At 73.7% G+C, this 19,266-nt stretch carries 17 protein-coding genes; 12 read left to right on the top strand and 5 right to left on the bottom strand.

Going from position 1 to position 19,266, the window contains the following annotated elements; all coding sequences use genetic code 11:
- Positions 1-35 precede the first annotated feature (35 nt).
- A complete protein-coding gene (locus AB0P17_RS01930; RefSeq protein WP_365806676.1) occupies positions 36-1,343 on the top strand; it encodes a hypothetical protein in 1,308 nt (435 codons plus the stop codon).
- Here the strand turns inward: AB0P17_RS01930 and AB0P17_RS01925 are convergent.
- Positions 1,300-2,550: a glycosyltransferase 87 family protein gene (locus AB0P17_RS01925; RefSeq protein ID WP_365806674.1), complete on the bottom strand. Its 1,251-nt coding sequence runs from the start codon at positions 2,548-2,550 to the stop codon at positions 1,300-1,302. The genes AB0P17_RS01930 and AB0P17_RS01925 overlap by 44 nt on opposite strands.
- A gap of 144 nt (positions 2,551-2,694) precedes the next feature.
- Between AB0P17_RS01925 and AB0P17_RS01920 the strand changes: the two genes are divergently transcribed.
- The gene (locus tag AB0P17_RS01920; RefSeq protein ID WP_365806673.1) at positions 2,695-3,849 is read left to right on the top strand and encodes a glycosyltransferase family 4 protein; all 1,155 of its coding nucleotides are present in this window, start codon (positions 2,695-2,697) and stop codon (positions 3,847-3,849) included.
- Between the two features lie 137 nt (positions 3,850-3,986).
- Here AB0P17_RS01920 and AB0P17_RS01915 read toward each other — a convergent pair whose 3' ends face one another.
- On the bottom strand, positions 3,987-5,798 hold the full coding sequence (locus AB0P17_RS01915; RefSeq protein WP_365806671.1) for an AMP-dependent synthetase/ligase: 1,812 nt from the start codon (positions 5,796-5,798) through the stop codon (positions 3,987-3,989).
- Between the two features lie 312 nt (positions 5,799-6,110).
- On the opposite strand from AB0P17_RS01915, the gene AB0P17_RS01910 reads away from it, so the two are divergent.
- From AB0P17_RS01910 to AB0P17_RS01885, 6 genes are all read left to right on the top strand, one after another.
- Positions 6,111-6,878 (top strand): metallophosphoesterase, encoded by a 768-nt coding sequence (locus AB0P17_RS01910; protein WP_365806931.1) that lies wholly within the window; start codon positions 6,111-6,113, stop codon positions 6,876-6,878.
- A gap of 74 nt (positions 6,879-6,952) precedes the next feature.
- Positions 6,953-7,399 carry an SRPBCC family protein gene (locus AB0P17_RS01905; protein WP_365806669.1) on the top strand — a complete coding sequence of 149 codons (447 nt, stop codon included), beginning with the start codon at positions 6,953-6,955 and terminating at the stop codon, positions 7,397-7,399.
- Positions 7,400-7,405: 6 nt separating this feature from the next.
- Positions 7,406-8,617 (top strand): ArsA-related P-loop ATPase, encoded by a 1,212-nt coding sequence (locus AB0P17_RS01900; RefSeq protein ID WP_365806668.1) that lies wholly within the window; start codon positions 7,406-7,408, stop codon positions 8,615-8,617.
- Between the two features lie 89 nt (positions 8,618-8,706).
- Positions 8,707-9,252, top strand: coding sequence for a DUF5304 domain-containing protein (locus tag AB0P17_RS01895; RefSeq protein ID WP_365806667.1), 546 nt, complete (start codon positions 8,707-8,709; stop codon positions 9,250-9,252).
- A gap of 66 nt (positions 9,253-9,318) precedes the next feature.
- Complete coding sequence (locus AB0P17_RS01890; protein ID WP_365806665.1) at positions 9,319-10,260, top strand: ROK family glucokinase; 942 nt, start codon at positions 9,319-9,321, stop codon at positions 10,258-10,260.
- Between the two features lie 179 nt (positions 10,261-10,439).
- Positions 10,440-11,204, top strand: coding sequence for an endonuclease/exonuclease/phosphatase family protein (locus AB0P17_RS01885; RefSeq protein WP_365806663.1), 765 nt, complete (start codon positions 10,440-10,442; stop codon positions 11,202-11,204).
- A 32-nt stretch (positions 11,205-11,236) separates the two neighbouring features.
- Here AB0P17_RS01885 and AB0P17_RS01880 read toward each other — a convergent pair whose 3' ends face one another.
- Both AB0P17_RS01880 and AB0P17_RS01875 read right to left on the bottom strand, forming a co-directional pair.
- Positions 11,237-12,055 carry a hypothetical protein gene (locus AB0P17_RS01880; protein ID WP_365806661.1) on the bottom strand — a complete coding sequence of 273 codons (819 nt, stop codon included), beginning with the start codon at positions 12,053-12,055 and terminating at the stop codon, positions 11,237-11,239.
- Complete coding sequence (locus AB0P17_RS01875; RefSeq protein WP_365806659.1) at positions 12,048-12,827, bottom strand: alpha/beta fold hydrolase; 780 nt, start codon at positions 12,825-12,827, stop codon at positions 12,048-12,050. The genes AB0P17_RS01880 and AB0P17_RS01875 overlap by 8 nt, the downstream gene beginning before the upstream one ends.
- Before the next feature lie 171 nt (positions 12,828-12,998).
- Here AB0P17_RS01875 and AB0P17_RS01870 point away from each other — a divergent pair, with 171 nt between their 5' ends.
- From AB0P17_RS01870 to AB0P17_RS01855, 4 genes are all read left to right on the top strand, one after another.
- Positions 12,999-13,712, top strand: coding sequence for a lysophospholipid acyltransferase family protein (locus AB0P17_RS01870; protein WP_365806657.1), 714 nt, complete (start codon positions 12,999-13,001; stop codon positions 13,710-13,712).
- Positions 13,713-13,762: 50 nt separating this feature from the next.
- Positions 13,763-15,040, top strand: a complete 1,278-nt coding sequence (locus AB0P17_RS01865) for a DUF5931 domain-containing protein (RefSeq protein ID WP_365806656.1) — start codon at positions 13,763-13,765, stop codon at positions 15,038-15,040.
- Positions 15,041-15,147: 107 nt separating this feature from the next.
- The gene (locus AB0P17_RS01860) at positions 15,148-15,792 is read left to right on the top strand and encodes a response regulator transcription factor (protein ID WP_365806930.1); all 645 of its coding nucleotides are present in this window, start codon (positions 15,148-15,150) and stop codon (positions 15,790-15,792) included.
- A gap of 134 nt (positions 15,793-15,926) precedes the next feature.
- Positions 15,927-16,955, top strand: a complete 1,029-nt coding sequence (locus AB0P17_RS01855) for a 6-phosphofructokinase (RefSeq protein ID WP_365806654.1) — start codon at positions 15,927-15,929, stop codon at positions 16,953-16,955.
- Positions 16,956-17,167: 212 nt separating this feature from the next.
- Here AB0P17_RS01855 and AB0P17_RS01850 read toward each other — a convergent pair whose 3' ends face one another.
- A complete protein-coding gene (locus tag AB0P17_RS01850) occupies positions 17,168-19,159 on the bottom strand; it encodes an anthranilate synthase family protein (RefSeq protein WP_365806653.1) in 1,992 nt (663 codons plus the stop codon).
- Between the last annotated feature and the right edge of the window lie 107 nt (positions 19,160-19,266).

The raw sequence follows: 19,266 nt of genomic DNA, 5'->3' as shown, positions 1-19,266 counted from the left end.
GGGGGTACGCGTGCCGGGCCCGTACGATCGGCGGCGTGGCGGGCCCGGGACGTGACGACGACGGCGCGCCCGGCGGCGGAGTCGGGCGGCGCGCCGTCCTGCCGCTGCTGGCCGGGCTGCTCCTCGCCCCCGGCTGTACGGCTCCGGCACGCGCCCCCGCCGGGGCCGGCGCGTCCGGCGCCCCCGGCCCGTCCGACGCCCCCGACGCCCCCGACGCGTCCGGCGACCCGGCGGCCGACGGGATCCGCCGGACCCTGGACCGCCGGGCCGCCGCCCTCCTGGACCGTGACGCGGCCGGTCATCTGGCCGCCTTCGACCCCGCCGCGCGGGCCGCGGCGCGCGCCGAGTTCGGGAACCTCGCCGACGTGCCCCTCGACTCCTGGGCGTACCACCTCACAGAGGTACGACGGCGCTCCGGCGGTCGGGCGGCCGTCCGCGCCGAGCTGCGCTACGGGCTCACCGGCCACGACGCGGCGCCCGTCGTCACGCCCCGCGCGCTGGAGCTGACCGAGCGCGCCGGCCGCTGGTACGTGCGCGCCGACCGGCCGGGCGACGGGGCGGGCGCCCAGCTCTGGGAGCAGGGCGCGGTACGGGCCGTACGCGGCGCCCACGGCCTGGTCCTCGGCACCGGGCCCGACGAGGCGCGGCTGCGGGACGTCGCGGCCGCCGCCGACCGCGCCGTACCGGCCGTCGAGGCCGCCTGGCCGGGCCGCTGGGCGCGCCGGGTGCTGGTGCTGGTGGCCGAGGACCTGACGGCCGTGGGAGGGCTCCTGGGGGCACCCGCCGCCGGTTACCGGGGCATCGCCGCCGTCACCACCGGCGGGACCGGCCGCCGGGGCGTCGCGCCCGCCGACCGGATCGTCGTCAACCCGGAGGCGTACGGGCAGCTCTCGGCCCACGGCAGGGAGATCGTGCTGACCCACGAGACCACCCACGTCGCGACCAGGACCGCCACCTCGGCCGCCACCCCGTCCTGGCTCTCCGAGGGCTTCGCGGACTGGGTCGCGTACCGGGGCACGGAGCTGACCGCCGGGCAGATCGCCCCCGAACTCCAGCGGGCCGTACGCCGCGGCGAGGTGCCCGGCGCGCTCCCCGCCGACGCGGACTTCGCGTTCGGCGCCGACCCGGACCTGCTGGCCCGCGCGTACGAGGGCGGCCGGCTGGCGTGCGACCTGATCGCCGCGGAGTGGGGCGAGGAGCGGCTGACCGCCTTCTACCGCGCCGTCGGCGCCCACCCGGGGCGCCCGGGCGCCGTCCGGAAGGCCGCGCGCGACGTCCTGTCCACCACGCCGGAGAGGCTCACGGAGCGGTGGCGCGATCATCTGCGGCGGAGTCTGCGCTGACCCCTCGCGCCGCCGCGGCGCGCCGGGGCCCGGAGACCGTCTCCCGCCACAGCCGCCGGCCGGCGGTCAGCGTCGCCGCGACGAGCAGGCCGTTCCGTACGAACAGCAGCGCCACGCCGAGCGGGTCCCCGGCCACGACATGGCCGAACCCCAGCGGGAATTCGAGCAGCGTCACCCCCGTGGCGACCACCACCAGCACCGCGGGCGCGGTCATCCGGCTCGCCCGCAGCGTCAGACAGACGGCGGCGAGCCCGACCAGCCAGAGCAGGTACTGCGGACTGATCACCCGGCTCGTGGTGGTGAACAGCAGCACCGCCGTGAACGCCGCGTCGAAGGCCGTACCGGCCGGATACGGCGCACGGGCCCGCAGCCGCCACAGCAGCAGCCAGCCGAGGGCGAGCACGGAGAGCGTCAGCGCCACGGAGCTGACCAGCGGCACGTACGGCCCGACGAACTCCACGGAGCCGTAACTGAGCTGTACGCCGCCCTCCCAGCCGAAGCGCCGCCACACCTGGAACACCAGCGCGCCCAGCGACTCCACCTCCGTGCCCCGCTCCCGCTGGAAGGTCAGGAACGCCAGCGCGCCGGGGAGCGCCGCGCACGCGGCCGCGGTCAGCAGGGCAGCGGTCACCACCGCGCTCGTCCAGGCCCGGCGGGTCGCCCGGCCCGGCGGGGTCCCCGCCAGCAGCAGCACCGGCCACACCTTCAGCAGCGCGCCGAACGCCGCCAGGGCCCCCATCAGCCTCGGCCGCCCCGCTCCGGCGAGCAGCGCCGCCACCGCCACCGCCGTCACCATCACGTCGTACCGCGCGTACGCGGTCGGCCCCAGCAGCGGCACACCCGCCACCCACACCCACGCGCCGCGCGCCGACCGGCCGGGGCCCGTGGCCGCGCGCAGCAGCAGCCCGAGAACGGCCGCGTCGCAGAGACACGCCAGCACGAAGAAGGCCGACGCGTAGCCGAGGAACGGGAGTACGGCGGGGGAGAGGACCGCCAGCGCCGCGGCGGGCGGATACTGCCAGGTCACGTCCGACAGCGGGTACGTGCCGGATCTCAGCACCTCGTACCAGCCCCGGTAGATCACCGAGACATCGCTGGTGACGTCGGGCCCCGGCACGGTGAGGACCTTGAACACACAGAGCAGCAGCACCGCCCTGGTGAGGGTCCACACCGCGACCGCGGCCCGTGTGTGGTGCGTGCCCGTCATGACCGCCCTTCCAGCCCTTCACCGGAGCCGGCCCTCCGTCCGGTTCGTCCTGATTGCGGAGGTCGGCCCACGCCATGATGCCGGTCCCGGCCGGCTCCGGCCCGTGAGGCGGGGCCGCGGCGCGGCCCGGTACTGTCGGCGGCGATGCACAAGACATTGATCGTGACCAATGACTTTCCGCCCAGGCCGGGCGGCATCCAGGCGTTCCTGCACAACATGGCGCTGCGCCTGGACCCCGAACGGCTCGTCGTCTACGCGTCCACCTGGAAGCGGGGGCGCGAGGGCGTCGAGGCCACCGACGCCTTCGACGCGGAGCAGCCGTTCATCGTCGTACGCGACCGTACGACGATGCTGCTGCCGACCCCGCGCGTCACCCGCAGGGCCGTCGGGCTGCTGCGCGAGCACGGCTGTACGTCGGTCTGGTTCGGCGCCGCGGCCCCGCTCGGCCTGATGGCGCCCGCGCTGCGCCGGGCGGGCGCGCGGCGCCTCGTCGCCACCACGCACGGCCACGAGGCGGGCTGGGCACAGCTGCCCGCCTCCCGCCAACTGCTGCGCCGCATCGGGGAGTCCACCGACACGATCACCTACCTGGGCGACTACACCCGGTCGCGGATCGCGCCCGCGCTCACCCCCGGGGCCGCCGCGCGGATGCGGCAACTCCCGCCGGGCGTCGACGAGAAGACCTTCCACCCGGACTCGGGCGGCGCGGCGGTGCGCGCCGCGCTCGGGCTCACCGACCGGCCCGTCGTCGTCTGTGTCTCCCGGCTGGTGCCGCGCAAGGGCCAGGACACGCTGATCCTCGCGATGCCGGCGATCCTGGCGCGGGTGCCGGACGCGGTCCTGCTGATCGTGGGCGGCGGCCCCTACGAGGCCGAGCTGCGGAAGCTGGCCGCGGCCACGGGCGTCGCCGCCTCCGTACGCTTCACCGGCGCCGTCCCCTGGGCGGAGCTGCCGGCCCACTTCGGCGCGGGCGACGTCTTCGCGATGCCCTGCCGCACCCGGCGCGGCGGACTCGACGTGGAGGGCCTGGGCATCGTCTACCTGGAGGCGTCGGCGACGGGCCTCCCCGTGGTCGCGGGCGACTCGGGCGGCGCGCCCGACGCGGTGCTGGACGGCGAGACGGGCTGGGTGGTCCACGGCGGCCCGCCGGAGCTCGCCGCCCGGGAGTCCGCAGACCGTATCGTCGCCCTGCTCCAGGACCCGGAACTGCGCCGCCGGATGGGCGAGCGGGGCCGGGCCTGGGTGGAGGAACGCTGGCGCTGGGACCTCCTGGCGGAACGCCTGCGCCGGCTGCTCTGAGGCCGCGGAACGCCTGCACGGGCTGCTCCTCCGAGGCCGCCGGGCAGGGGCGTTCCCCGTACGAGGGGGGCGTTTCCCGTACGAGGGCGCGTTTCCCGTACGAGGGGAGCGTTCCCGTACGAGGGGAGCGCCCCCCGTCAGCCCTGGTAGATCGCTTCGATCTCGTCCGCGAAGTCCTTCGCCACCACGTTCCGCTTCAGCTTCAGCGACGGCGTGATGTGTCCCGCGTCCTCCGTGAACTGCGAGGTCAGCACGCGGAACTTACGGACCGACTCCGCCTTCGAGACCGCCGCGTTGCCCTCGTCCACCGCGCGCTGCACCTCCGCCAGCAGCTCCGGGTCGAGGCGCAGCGTCGCCGCGGTCGAGGCGGCCGGTTTGCCGTGCTCCTTCGCCCAGCGGACGAGGAACTCCTCGTCGAGGGTGATCAGCGCGCCCACGAACGGGCGGCCGTCGCCGACGACCATGCACTCCGCCACCAGCGCGTGCGCCCTGATGCGGTCCTCGATCACCGCGGGCGCGACGTTCTTGCCGCCCGCCGTGACCAGGATCTCCTTCTTCCGGCCGGTGATCGTGAGGTAGCCGTCCTCGTCGAGCGTGCCGATGTCGCCGGTGTGGAACCAGCCATCGGCCAGCGCCTCCGCCGTCGCCTCCGGGTTGTTCCAGTACCCCGAGAACAGGTGGTCGCCGTGGAGCAGCACCTCGCCGTCGTCCGCGATCCGGATGACCGTGCCCGGCATCGGCTGGCCGACCGTGCCGATCTTCTGCCGGTCCCACGGGTTGAACGACGTCGCCGCGCAGGACTCCGTCAGGCCGTACCCCTCCAGCACCGTGAAGCCGATGCCGCGGTAGAAGTGGCCCAGCCGCTCGCCCAGCGCGGCGCCGCCGGAGATGGCGTGCTCGCCGCGCCCGCCGAGCACCGCGCGCAGCTTGCGGTAGACGAGCCGGTCGAAGACCGCGTGGCGGATCCGGAGCCCCAGGGACGGGCCCTGCGGGGTGGAGAGCGCGCGGCTGTACGCGATCGCCGTGTGCGCCGCCCGGTCGAAGATCCGGCCCTTGCCGTCCGCCTGCGCCTTGGCGCGCGCCCCGTTGTAGACCTTCTCGAAGACGCGCGGGACCCCGAGGATCAGCGTCGGCTGGAACGAGGCCAGTTCGTCGGTGAGGTTCTTGATGTCCGGTACGCAGCCGAGCTTGACCGGCGCCATCACGGCCGCCACCTCGATCAGCCGCCCGAAGACATGGGCGGCGGGGAGGAAGAGCAGGATGGAGCACTCACTGGTGCGGAAGAGGGGTTTGAGGCGTTCCACCGCGTTGCCGGCCTCCGCGAAGAAGGCGCGGTGCGTCAGCAGACACCCCTTGGGGCGTCCGGTGGTGCCCGAGGTGTAGACGATCGTCGCCGGGTCGTCGGCCTTCGCGCTCGCGGCCCGTTCGTCGACCGTCGCGTCCGGCACCTCCGCGCCCGCGGCCGTCAGCCGCGCCACCGCGCCCTCGCCGGGCGTCTCCGCGTCGAGCTGCCAGACGTCGCGCAGACCGGGCAGCCGGCCCCGTACGGACTCGACCGTCGCCACGTGCTCGCCGCTCTCCACGATCGCCGCGACCGCGCCCGAGTCACCGAGGATCCACTGCACCTGCTCGGCCGAACTGGTCTCGTACACCGGGACGGTGACCGCGCCCGCGGTCCAGATCGCGAAGTCGAACTGCACCCACTCGTAGCGGGTGCGCGACATCAGGGCGACCCGGTCACCCGGCCGGACGCCCGCCGCGATCAGCCCCTTCGCGACCGTCCGCACCTCCGCGAGGAACTGGGTGGCGGTGACATCGGTCCAGGTTCCCGCCACCTTGCGGCCCATCACCGCGACATCGGGGTACTGAGCGGCATTACGGCGGATGAGATCCGTCAGATTGCCGTCCGAGGGGACCTCGTACAGGGCCGGAAGGCCGAACTCGCGCAAGACTGCTGCTCCTCATCGGGCGTCGGCGCCACGGCGTCGTGCGTGCCGGCCGCGGTCCAAGATCGGGCAGGTGCTCGACGGGGCGAGCACGACTGGACTGCCCGGACGTTACCCACCGGTACTTCGCACCGGTAGAGGGGTCCAGTCAGATGTTCCGTGCGTCACATCGTCTTTGACGGTACTTCGCGCACATTAGTCCACCCCCCTCGTGCCGCGAAAGTAACCGCAGGTAGGACACCGTCCGGCGGCCGCCCCCACCACCGCGGGCGGTGCTCCGGACGGACTCCTCTAGGCTGATCGCCCATGGTGGGTATGCGGGTCAACGTGGTCAGCGACGTACACGGGAACGCGAAGGACCTCGCGCGGGCCGGGGACGGCGCCGACGCGCTCCTCGTCCTCGGTGACCTGGTCCTTTTCCTGGACTACGCGGATCATTCGCGCGGGATCTTCCCCGATCTCTTCGGCGTCGCCAACGCCGACCGGATCGTGGAGCTGCGCACCGCCCGCCGCTTCGACGAGGCCAGGGAGTTCGGCCGCGCGCTATGGGCGGCGCTCGAACTCGACCAGGAGACCGCGATCCAGCAGGCCGTGCGGCGTCAGTACGCCGAGCTGTTCGCCGTCCTGCCCGATCCGACGTACGCCACCTACGGCAATGTCGACATCCCGTCCCTCTGGCCCGAGTACGCGCGCCCCGGCGTCACCGTGCTCGACGGTGAACGCGTCGAACTGGGCGGCCGGGTCTTCGGCTTCGTCGGCGGCGGACTGCGCACCCCCATGCGCACGCCGTACGAGATCTCCGACGAGGAGTACGCCGCCAAGGTCGAGGCGCTCGGCGAGGTCGACGTGCTCTGCTCGCACATCCCGCCCGAGGTGCCCGAGCTGACGTACGACACCGTCGCCCGCCGCTTCGAGCGCGGCAGCCGCGCCCTGCTGGACGCCATCCACCGGACCCGGCCCCGGTACGCCCTCTTCGGCCATGTCCACCAGCCACTCGTCCGCCGGATGCGTGTGGGGGCCACCGAGTGCGTGAACGTGGGGCACTTCGCGTCGGCCGGGCGGCCGTGGACCATGGAATGGTGACCGTCGCACTCGCGATAGCCTGCACACCACAGACCCAGAAGCCGGAACAGCACCGGCACCGGAGGAACACGGCGATGGCGGAACACACCAGTTCGAGCATCACGATCGAGGCGGCACCGGCCGACGTCATGGGCGTGATCGCCGACTTCGCCCGCTACCCCGACTGGACCGGCGAGGTGAAGCAGGCCGAGGTGCTGACCACCGACGACCGGGGCCGCGCCGAGCAGGTCAGGCTGGTGCTGGACGCCGGCGCCATCAAGGACGACCACACCCTCGCCTACACCTGGACCGGCGACAACGAGGTCAGCTGGACCCTCGTCAAGTCCCAGATGCTGCGCGCCCTCGACGGCTCCTACCTGCTCCGGCCCGTCGCCGGCGGCCACACCGAGGTCACCTACCGGCTGACCGTCGACGTCAAGATCCCCATGCTCGGCATGATCAAGCGCAAGGCGGAGAAGGTCATCATCGACCGCGCCCTCGACGGCCTGAAGAAGCGCGTCGAAGCCGGCTCGGCGGCCTGACCCCCGATGCGTACGGTCCTCGTCACCGGTCCCGGCGGCGCGGGCCGTACCACCATCGCCGCCGCCACCGCGCTCGCCACCGCCCGCCACGGCGGCCGGGTCCTGCTGCTCTCCGCCGACCCCCTCGACGACCTGCTCGGCACGGACCCGGGCACCCTGGGCCCGGACCCCGCCCCGGTGGGACCCGACGGACTGTGGGCCGCCCGCGTCGACGCCACCGAACACTTCCGTACGGAGACCCTCGCCCTCCAGGAGCGTCTCGCCGCCGGTCTCGACCTGCTCGGCGCCCGCCCGCTCGCCGGCGAGGAACTCACCCCGCTGCCGGGCAGCGGACAGTCCGCCCTGCTCCAGGCCCTGCGCCGGGCCGCCGCCGGTGACTGGGACACCCTCGTCGTCGACCTGCCGCCGCTGCGCGAGGCACTCGCCCTGCTCGCCCTGCCCGAACAGCTCCGCCGCTATCTGCGCCGGCTGCTGCCCCAGGAACGCCAGGCCGCCCGCGCGCTGCGCCCGATGATGGCCCAGCTCGCCGGGATACCCATGCCCGCGCAGTGGCTGTACGAGACCGCCGCCCGCTGGGACGCCGAACTCGCCGCCGTACAGCGGCTGATCGAGGACCCCGCGACGACGGTACGGCTGGTCGCCGAGCCGGGGCCCGCCGCGGCCCGCGCACTGCGCACGGCGCGCACCGCGCTCGCCCTCCACGGGCTGCGTGCCGACACCTCCGTACCCAACCGCCTGCTGCCGCCGGACCCCGCCGACCCCTGGCTCGCGACGCTCGTCGCCCAGCAGCGCAAGTACCTGACCGAGTGGCCCGACGACCGGCAGCCGGTCGGACACCTCGGCCGCGATCCGCACGGACTCGACGACCTCGCGTCGCTCGCCGCGGCGGGCACCGCCGCCGGGGAGGCCGGGACCGGAGGAACGCTGGCCGTCGCGCCGGCCGGACCGGAGACCGCCGGGATCTCCTGGCCGGTCGAGGACCGGCTCGCCGAGGAGAACCTGCTGGTCTGGCACATCCCGCTGCCCGGCGCGGTCAAGAGCGAACTGAACCTGGTCCGCAAGGACGACGAACTCCTGCTGACCGTCGGCCCGTTCCGGAGAATCGTTCCCCTGCCGTCCGCGCTGCGCCGCTGCACCGTCACCGGAGCCGCCCTCACGGACGGGGAGCTGAGGGTGAGATTCGCCCCCGACCCCGCGCTGTGGCCGCGCGGACACTGAACGACGTACCTCCGTTCGGGTACCGTCGAAGGTACGAACCCTTCCGCTGCCCATGGCGGGAGGCTCCGTCCCTGACGCAGGAGTACGCCATGAGCGACGCCACCGAGCGCCCCGCCGCCGACTCGGACGCCTGGGCCACGGCATGTGCCGAAGACCTCGAAGCGGAGAAGGCGCGCCGCCGGGCCCTGTACGGCCCCCCGCCGGGATCCGCCGCCGACGAGCTGCGCAAGCTGGTCGACGCCGTCGCCGACAAGGTCTCCGCGCTCCAGAGCCCGCTGCTCGGCACGGTCGCGCAGGGCGCCGTGCAGCAGTTCATCCACCAGGCGCGGCAGGCCGTCGAGCCGGTCATCGAGCGCAACCCCGGGGTCTTCGACCACCTCGCCGCCGCGGGCGGCGAACTGCTCGCCGCGTACCGCTCGGCCGTCGAGGGCCAGGAGGCCCGCTGGACCCAGGGGCAGTCGGCCGGGTCCGCCCCGTCCTCCCCCGCTGCCCCTTCGGCCGCGTCCGCCCCGTCGTCCGGGGAAGCGGACGCGGTACGGCCGGACACCGTACGGCCGGACACGAAGAAGTCCGACGACCCCAGCGACCCCCGCGACGAGAAGCCCGGTCCCGACGGCCGTATCGACCTGGACTGACCGTTCGGGCACCTGCCCTCGGGTACGGTTGGCCCTAGCGGGGCTCGACCGAAAACTGAGGGACACATGGGACTCACCATCGGCGTCGACATCGGCGGCACGAAGATCGCGGCCGGCGTGGTCGACGAAGAGGGCACCATCCTGGAGACGCACAAGGTGCCCACTCCGCGGACCGCCGAAGGCATCGTCGACGCCATCTGCGCGGCTGTCTCCGGCGCCGGCGAGGGGCAGCAGATCGAGGCCGTCGGCATCGGTGCCGCCGGCTACGTCGACGACAAGCGCGCCACCGTCCTCTTCGCGCCGAACATCAACTGGCGCCACGAACCGCTCAAGGACAAGGTCGAGCAGCGGGTCGGGCTCCCGGTCGTCGTGGAGAACGACGCCAACGCGGCCGCCTGGGGCGAATACCGCTTCGGCGCGGGCCAGGGCCACGAGGACGTCATCTGCATCACGCTCGGCACCGGGCTCGGCGGCGGCATCATCATCGGCAACAAGCTGCGCCGCGGACGCTTCGGTGTGGCCGCCGAGTTCGGGCACATCCGGGTCGTCCCCGACGGCCTGCTGTGCGGCTGCGGCAGCCAGGGCTGCTGGGAGCAGTACGCGTCGGGCCGCGCCCTCGTCCGGTACGCCAGGCAGCGCGCCAACGCGACGCCCGAGAACGCGGAGTTGCTGCTCGGGCTCGGCGACGGCACCACCGAGGGCATCGAGGGCCGGCACATCAGCGCGGCGGCCCGGGCCGGCGACCCGGTGGCCGTCGACTCCTTCCGCGAGCTGGCCCGGTGGGCGGGCGCGGGCCTGGCCGATCTGGCCTCGCTCTTCGACCCGTCCGCGTTCATCGTCGGCGGCGGTGTCTCCGACGAGGGTGAACTGGTCCTCGACCCGATCCGCAAGTCGTTCCGGCGCTGGCTGATCGGCGGCGAGTGGCGCCCGCACGCCCAGGTCCTGGCGGCCCAACTGGGCGGCGAGGCAGGGCTGGTGGGCGCGGCGGACCTGGCCCGGCAGGGCTGACCCGCACCCGCCCCTCCCGCGAGCGACGCCATCCGCGCCCGCCGCACCCCGCAGGGGGTACGGCGGGCGCGGTGCCGTAGGGAGCCGTACGGGCGCGGGCGGGCCCGTGCCCGTACCGATGGCCGGACGCGCGTAGCGTCGGCCCGTACGGGCAGCGGCGCACCCGTATCGTCTACGGCATGGCGACGCTCCCGCCCCTGCCCCCGTTGCCCGACTCCCGTACCGAGCCGGACGGTTCGGCCGTGATCCGGGTGCTCAGCTACAACATCCGCTCGATGCGCGACGACCGCGCGGCACTGGCGCGGGTGATCACCGCCTGCGCGCCCGATCTGCTCCTCGTCCAGGAGGCGCCGCGCTTCTTCCGCTGGCGCAAGCGGGCCGCCTGGCTGGCCGCGCACACCGGCCTCGTGGTGCTCGGCGGCGGCGCCCCCGCGACGGGCCCGCTGCTCCTGTGCTCGCTGCGCGTCGCGGTCGAACACACCGAGGACGTCCTGCTGCCGCACACCCCCGGTCTGCACCGGCGGGGCTTCGCGACGGCGGTGGTACGGGTCGGGCGCGCCCGCCTCGCGGTGCTGAGCTGCCATCTCAGCCTCCAGGCCGCCGAGCGGTACGCGCAGGCGGGGATGGTGCTCGACCGGGTGGCGGCGATGGACGTCCCGCACACGGTCGTGGCGGGCGACCTCAACGACCGGCCCGACGGCCGCGGTTTCCGGCTGCTGGCCGGGAAGCTCCAGGACTGCCGGTCGGTCCGCCCGTGGGGCGACGAGTACACCTCCACGCCGGAGCGTCCGCATCAGCGCATCGACGCGGTCTTCGCCACCGAGGGCGTCGAGGTCCTCGGCTGCGGGGTGCCGCGGGGGCTGCCCGGCGTCACCGAGGCGGATCTGAGGGCGGCCACGGACCATCTGCCCGTGCTGGCCGCCCTGCGCGTACCGGCGGGGTGAGCGTCCCCGGGGTGAGCGTCCCCGGGGGGGCGTCAGACGACCGCGCCGCGGCCCGGGTCGTCGCTCTCGTCGTCGTCCGGGTCCATCCGCGCCACCAGCGTCGCGAAACCGCCCAGGAAACCGCCGACGCAGATCGTGGTCAGCCACCAGGTCATGTCCCAGCTCAGCAGGACCGCGATCAGCATCAGCACCGGCCCGCCGATCACGGCGAGCCAGGCGAATCTGGCCGTGACGTCGGACTCGGGGAGCGGGGGCGGCTCCGGCGGGACGAAGTGGCCCTCGTCGTCGTCCGTGGCCCCGTCACCGTCCTCCGGTTCCGCGAGCCGGTAGTCGCGCGGACCACCGCCGGGGACCGCGATGCCCGGGCCGCCGACGCCGGGCGCGAAGGTGATGGAGCCGCCCAGCGTGGGCCGGCCGGCCTCCGGCTCCTCGGCACCGCCGTCGGCCGTCCGCTCCCCGGCCCCGCCCTCGCCGGCCTTCCCGGCGGCCGCGCCTGACGCCGTACCCGTACCGGATCCCGTACCCGTACCGGGACCCGCGCTCGTACCCGTACCGGAACCCGTGCTCGTGCCCATATCTGTACCCGAGCCCGGGTCCGTGCCCGCCTCCGGGGCGCCCGCCCCGCTCGGTGCCGCCGGGGGCTTCAGCGGCCCCGGAGGCTCCGGCACCGCCTCCGTCCGGGGATCCTTGCCGTTCCGCTCGCCCTCCAGCAGGGCCAGATCCTCGACCGACTTGAACGGCTTGGCGCCGGGCGGGTCCGCCGGCTCCTCCCCGTACCCGGCGACGATCGCCGCCCAGGCCGCCTCCTCGTCGATCGGCTGCGGTTCGCGGTTCGCGTCATGCTCAGCCACCGGTGGTGCTCCCCTTCTTCCCGACAGTCGGAGCGAGCCGGCCGATGAACGTGAGACTCTCCTCGAAAATCCGCTCCGCGTCATGGTCCAACGTCGCGACGTGGTAGCTCTGTTCCAGCAGAACCTCACGGACATCCGCCGAGGAGACCCGGCCGAGGATCCTGGCCGAGTCGGCCGGCGGCACCACATGGTCCACCGCGCTGTGCAGCAGCAACAGCGGCTGGTTGACCTGGGGCAGCGACGCGTCCACCAGCCGGAAGAAATTCCGCAGCGAGTGCGCGCAGTGCAGCGGCACCCGGTCGTACCCGACCTCCGCGCCGCCCTCCTTGGCGATGTCGCTCGTCAGCCCCTTCGTGGTGGCCACGAAGTGGCGGAGGACCGGCAGCGCGTACGCCGCCGCCCCGTGCACCTTGATCCCCGGATTGACCACGACGACCCCGCTGACCGACCGCCCGTGGAGCGCGGCCAGCCGCAGTGCCAGCGCCCCGCCCATCGACAGCCCCAGCACGAAGACCCGCTCGCACCGCTCCAGCAGCTCCCGCAGCGCCCGGTCCACCTCGGCGTACCAGTCCTGCCAGCCGGTGAGCCGCATGTCCTGCCAGCGCGTGCCGTGCCCGGGGAGCAGAGGGAGGGACACGGTCAGCCCGTGCCCGGCCAGGTATTCGGCCCAGGGACGCAACGACTGGGGGGAACCGGTGAATCCGTGACAGAGGAGGACGCCGACCTCGCCGCCCTCATGGCGGTACGGCTCGGCTCCAGGAAGGACCGGCACCAAGGTCTCCTGTTCGTGAGGCTCGGAAGGTGTACTTCACCGTACGCGACCGGACCGACACCGACCAGGTCCGTCCAGCCCTTCCGGAGTCCGTCCGGTGCCCTTGGAGAGGGGAGCGCGGGCACCCCAGGGGATAAGGTCGGTCCACAAGCACAACAGGAGGAATTCGAGTTGATCTACGGCGCTGTGAAGGTCTCCCTCGGAGGGCCGCTGAAGCTCGCCTTCAGGCCCTGGGTGGAGGGACTTGAGAACATTCCCGCCGAGGGGCCGGCGATCCTCGCGAGCAACCATCTCTCGTTCTCGGACTCGTTCTTCCTCCCGGCGGTGCTCGACCGCAAGGTCACCTTCATCGCGAAGGCGGAGTACTTCACGTCGCCCGGCGTGAAGGGCAAGCTCACCGCCGCCTTCTTCAAGGGCGTGGGCCAGCTCCCCGTGGACCGCTCCGGTGGGCGCGGCGCGGGCGAGGCGGCGATCCAGAGCGGGATAAAGGTCCTGGAGAGGGGCGAGCTGTTCGGCATCTACCCCGAGGGCACCCGCTCGCCCGACGGCCGCCTCTACCGGGGCAAGCCGGGCGGACTCGCGCGTGTGGCGCTCGCCTCCGGGGCGCCCGTCATCCCCGTCGCCATGATCGACACCGAGAAGATCCAGCCGCCCGGCAAGGTCGTCCCCAAACTGATGCGCCCGGGGATCAGGATCGGCAAGCCGCTGGACTTCACGCGCTACCAGGGCATGGAGGGCGACCGCTTCATCCTGCGGTCGGTCACCGACGAGGTGATGTACGAGATCATGAAGCTCTCCGGCCAGGAGTACGTGGACATCTACGCCACGGCCGCCAAGCGGCAGATCGCGGAGGCGGCGAAGGCGTCGTCGGCAGCCGAAGGATAGGACTGGGGCGGGGACCAGGGGCGGGGAACCAGGGGGGAGGGCAGCAGGAGATGGCCAAGCGCGAGCGCGTGGTGCGGATGTCGGTCGAACAGCCGCTGTGGCAGGCGCTGAGCGGCTACCGCGTACTGACGATGCTCTACGCGGTGCTGCTCTTCTTCCTCGACCGCGACCGCTTCGAACGCCCGTGGGTCGCCGCGTCCTACCTTGCCGTCCTGGCCGTCTGGACGCTCGTCACGCTCCCCAAGGTCGCCAACGCGGCAAGCTGCACCAAACGCTTCCTGGGCGCCGATCTCACGATCGGTCTCATCGGCATCCTGCTCACCCCGTTCACCGACCTCCAGGCCCGCTCGGTCGACGGGCTCACCCTGCCGTCGATATGGGTCGCCGGATCGGTCCTCGCCTTCGCGGTCAAGGGCGGCTGGCGGTGGGCCGCCTTCGCGTCGACCTTCGTCGGCGTGGCCAATCTGATCCAGCGCGGCCACCCCACCCTGGACACCGTGCACAACGTGCTGCTCGTGTGGGTCGCCTCCATCGCCATCGGTTACGTCGTGGAGGTCGCCCGCGCCTCCGAACGCACCCTCGCCCGCGCCCTGGAGATCGAGGCCGCCACCCGCGAACGGGAGCGGCTGGCCCGGGACATCCACGACAGCGTGCTCCAGGTGCTCGCCATGGTGCAGCGGCGCGGTACGGCGATGGGCGGCGAGGCGGCCGAGCTGGGCCGGCTGGCGGGGGAGCAGGAGATCGCCCTGCGGACCCTGGTCTCCAGCGGGCTGGTGCCCGCCTCCCGGGTCTCGGAGGACGCCGCGCGCGGCGCGGTCGTCCGCGTCGTCAACGGCGTCAACGGCGTCAACGGCGCCGACGGCACCGGCACGGCCGACGGCGAGGGGCGGGACGGCGCATCCGGACCGTGCGACCTGCGGACGCTGCTCGCGTCGTACGCGGGATCCCGGGTCACCTTCTCCGAACCGGGCGCCCCCGTCCTGCTGGAGCCCGCCGCCGCCCGGGAGTTGGCGGCCGCTGTCGGTGCCGCCCTGGACAATGTGCGGAACCACGCGGGCGAGGACGCCCGCGCCTGGATCCTGGTGGAGGACTGGCCGCAGGAGGTGATCGTGACCGTACGGGACGACGGCCCCGGCATCCCCGAGGGCCGGCTCGCGCAGGCGGAGGGGGAGGGGCGCCTCGGTGTCGCGCTCTCGATCCGCGGCCGGCTGCGGGATCTGGGCGGCACGGCCGAGCTGATCTCGGTGCCGGGACAGGGCACGGAAGTCGAGTTGAAGGTTCCACGGATGTCGGCGGAGCCACGGGGACGGGGAAAGACGGAGCGATGAGCGAGCAGAGCACGGCGGGCACGGTGGACGGGATGGACAGGACGGACACGACACCTTCATCGGTCGGCGACCCGGCCGCGGGCGGCGGGGAAGGGCCGGTCCGGGTGATGGTGGTCGACGACCACCCGATGTGGCGCGACGCGGTCGCCCGCGACCTGGAGGCGGCGGGCTTCGACGTCGTCGCCACCGCCGGGGACGGCCCCCAGGCGGTGCGCCGCGCCCGCGCCACCACCCCGCGGGTGCTCGTCCTCGACCTCAACCTGCCGGGCATGCCCGGCGTCCAGGTCTGCAAGGAACTGGTCGGTTCCCTTCCCGGGCTGCGCGTCCTGGTGCTCTCCGCCAGCGGTGAGCACGCCGATGTGCTGGAGGCGGTCAAGTCCGGCGCCACCGGCTATCTGCTCAAGTCGGCCAGTACGGAGGAGCTGACCGCCGCCGTCCGCCGCACCGCCGCCGGCGACCCGGTCTTCACCCCGGGGCTCGCCGGGCTGGTGCTCGGGGAGTACCGCCGCCTCGCCTCGGAGCCCGCGCCGGCCGCCGCCGACGTGCCGAGGGCGCCCGAACTCACCGACCGTGAGACGGAGGTGCTGCGGCTGGTCGCCAAGGGCCTCTCGTACAAGCAGATCGCGGAACGGCTGGTCATCTCGCACCGCACCGTGCAGAACCACGTCCAGAACACGCTCGGCAAGCTGCAACTCCACAACCGCGTCGAGCTGGTGCGGTACGCGATCGAGCGCGGCCTCGACGACATCTGAGCCGTCCGCGGGCCCCGGCCCGCCCCCGGCGGGCCCCCGAAACATTGCCGTCCGCCCTCTGGTGCAACGGGATCGCCCCCGTGCACCATGCCGGAGTGACCTGAATCACCCCTCCTGGCGAAGGGACGTGCTTCATGCGGGTCGGAGTACTGACGGGCGGCGGCGACTGCCCCGGGCTCAACGCGGTCATCCGGGCTCTCGTGCGCAAAGGCGTTCAGGAGTACGGCTACGGCTTCACCGGCTTCCGGGACGGCTGGCGCGGCGCGCTGGACGGCGACACCGTACGGCTCGACATCCCCACCGTGCGCGGCATCCTGCCGCGCGGCGGCACCATCCTCGGCTCCTCGCGCACCAATCCGTTCAAGGAGGAGGACGGCGTCCGCCGGATCAGGGAGACCCTGGCCGCGACGGGCGTCGACGCGCTGGTCGTGATCGGCGGCGAGGACACGCTCGGGGTCGCGGCACGCCTCTCCGGCGAGTACGCGGTGCCCTGCGTCGGTGTCCCCAAGACTATCGACAACGACCTGTCCGCCACCGACTACACCTTCGGCTTCGACACCGCCGTCGGGATCGCGACGGAGGCCATCGACCGGCTGCACACCACCGCCGAGTCCCACATGCGCGTCCTGGTCTGCGAGGTGATGGGCCGGCACGCCGGCTGGATCGCCCTGCACTCCGGGCTCGCGGGCGGCGCCAACGTCATCCTCATCCCCGAGCAGCGCTTCGACGTCGACCAGGTCTGCGCCTGGGTGACCTCCCGCTTCAAGGCGTCGTACGCGCCGATCGTGGTCGTCGCGGAGGGCGCGATGCCCAAGGACGGCGATCTGGTCCTCAAGGACGGCACGCTGGACTCGTACGGCCACGTCCGGCTCTCCGGCGTCGGCGAGTGGCTGGCCAAGGAGATCGAACGGCGCACCGGCAAGGAGGCCCGCACCACCGTGCTCGGCCATGTCCAGCGCGGCGGCACCCCGAGCGCCTTCGACCGCTGGCTGGCCACCCGCTTCGGCCTGCACGCGATCGAGGCGGTGCGCGACGGCGACTACGGGAAGATGGTCGCCCTGCGCGGCACGGACATCGTGCGCGTCCCGATGGCGGAGGCGACGGCCCGGCTCAAGACGGTCCGCCCCGAGCTGTACGAGGAGGCGGGCGTCTTCTTCGGCTGAGGCGTGCCGACCCTGATCACGCCGGATCCCGATCGGACCGGAACCTGATCGGACCGGAATCGGATCAAGCTGGAATCGGATCAGACCGGACCTGATCACGCCGGAGCCTGATCATGCCGGACCCGCCCCGGTGCCGCGTCGACGCGCCGGGAGCGGCGCCGGGCGGCCGGGAACCCGTGAACCCGGCCGCCCGGCGAACCGGGCCCGCCCGGCTATCCCCGTACCGCCGCCGTCGCCGTCGTCTCAGCCCCCGCCAGCAGCTCCGTCACGATCCCCGGGCCGTCCAGCGTGAGCACCGACTCCGGATGGAACTGCACCGACGCGAACCTCGTGCCCCGCAGCGCGTGCACCTCCCCGCTCGCCGGGTCCCGGCTCACCTCCACGCCCCGCGCCGCCAGCCGCGCCGCCGCCGCGTCGTCGCAGCGCGCGGTGAAGCTGTTGTAGAAGCCCACCGTCTCCTCCCGGCCGAAGAGCCCGATACGGGTCTGGAGGCCCTGGTACGGGACCCGCTTGCGTACGGTGTCCAGCCCCAGCTCCGCCGCCAGCAGCTCGTGCCCCAGACAGACCCCGAGCACCCCGTGGCGCCGGGTCCCGTGCGAGTCCAGCAGCTCCGCCGCCAGCCCGCGCAGCAGCCGCATCTTCGGGTCACCGCTGTCCGCCGGGTCACCGGGGCCGGGACCCAGCACCACGGGCCCCACCCGGTCCGCGTGGCCGAGCGCCGCCTCCCGCAGCCCCGGCTCGTCGTAGCGCCGTACGGTCACCGCCGCCCCCGAGGAGCGCAGGAGGTGGGCCAGCATCGCGGTGAACGTGTCCTCGGCGTCGACGATCAGCGCGTGCCCCGACAGCGTCGCGGTGGTCTCCCGCATCCGCAGCCAGAACGGCGCCAGATCCGCGCGCCGCGCGTCCAGCGCCGCCCGTACCCGCGGGTCGTCGGCGAGCCGGGGCCGCGCCGCCGCCGCGGGCGGGCGCCCCGGTCGTACCCCCAGCGCCGCCAGCACCCCCGCCGCCTTGGCGTGCGTCTCGGCCACCTCGCTCTCCGGCCGCGAGTGGCGTACGAGGGTGGCCCCGACCGGCACCCGCAGCGCGCCGTCGGCGCCGATGTCGGCGGTACGGATCAGGATCGGGGAGTCGAGGGTCGCCGCCCCGCCGGAGTCCCGCCCGAGGAGCGCGAGCGCGCCCGCGTAGTAGCCGCGTCCGCCCACCTCGTGGCGCTCGATGACCCGGCAGGCGTTCTGCACCGGCGAGCCGGTGACCGTCGCCGCGAACATCGTCTCCCGCAGCACCTCGCGCACATCGAGCGAGGAGCGCCCGCGCAGTTCGTACTCGGTGTGCGCGAGATGGGCCATCTCCTTGAGCCGGGGGCCGATCACCACCCCGCCCCGGTCGCCGACCGTGCACATCATCTTCAGCTCCTCGTCGACGACCATGGAGAGCTCGTCGGTCTCCTTGCGGTCGCCCAGGAACTCCAGCAGCGCCTCCGGACCGGGGTTCCCGGCCGGATAGCGGAAGGTCCCGCTGATGGGATTCATCACGACGGTTCCGCCGCTCATCCGGACATGCACCTCGGGACTGGCCCCGACCAGCGTCCGCCCGCCGGGCCCGCTGTCGCGGTCGCCGCCGCCGTCATCGCCGGGCCCGCCCGTGTGCACCAGGAACGTCCAGTACGCGCCCCGCTCCCCGACGAGCAGCCGCCGGAAGAGCGCGAGGGCGTCCGCCCGGCCGAAGCCGGGGATCCGGCCCTCGAAGGTGCGCCGGATGACGAAGTTCGCGCCCTCGCCCCGGCCGATCTCCTCGTCGACGACCCGCCGCACGATCTCCGCGTACCGCTCGTCGTCGATGTCGAAGGCGCCGTCCTCGACCCGTACCGGGTGCGCGGGCAGCCGGTCGAGCACCTCGCCGAGGGGCAGCTCGTACGTCTCGTCCGCGACCAGCACGGCCAGCGGCGTCCCGTCGTCCCGTACGTCGAAGCCGCGCTCCCTGATCTGCCGGAACGGCACCAGGGCCAGCGCGGTGCGGTCGCCCGCCGGGAGATCGGCGAGCCGCTCCGCCTCGTGCACGGAGCCGATCAGCAGCTCGACGGTGTCATGGTCACGGCCGGGGGTGCGGCGGCGCAGCAGGGCGAAGGGCGGGCAGTCGTCGTCCAGCAGCCGGCCGATCAGCAGGGCGGCCGGGGAAGGGACGGTGTCCATCAGGTCGGTGTTCATCTGCGGTGTTCCTTCCGGAGGAGGGAGAGGAACGGCCCGCTTCCCCGGCCGGGAACCTGGCATCCGGACCTGGAGAACACCGAAGGCCGCCCCTCGGGCGGCCTTCG

The organism is Streptomyces sp. NPDC088124 (assembly GCF_040685895.1).
Taxonomy (GTDB): Bacteria; Actinomycetota; Actinomycetes; order Streptomycetales; family Streptomycetaceae; genus Streptomyces.
Note: the sequence above shows the minus strand (reverse complement) of the source record. Positions and strands in the feature narration are given on the sequence as shown.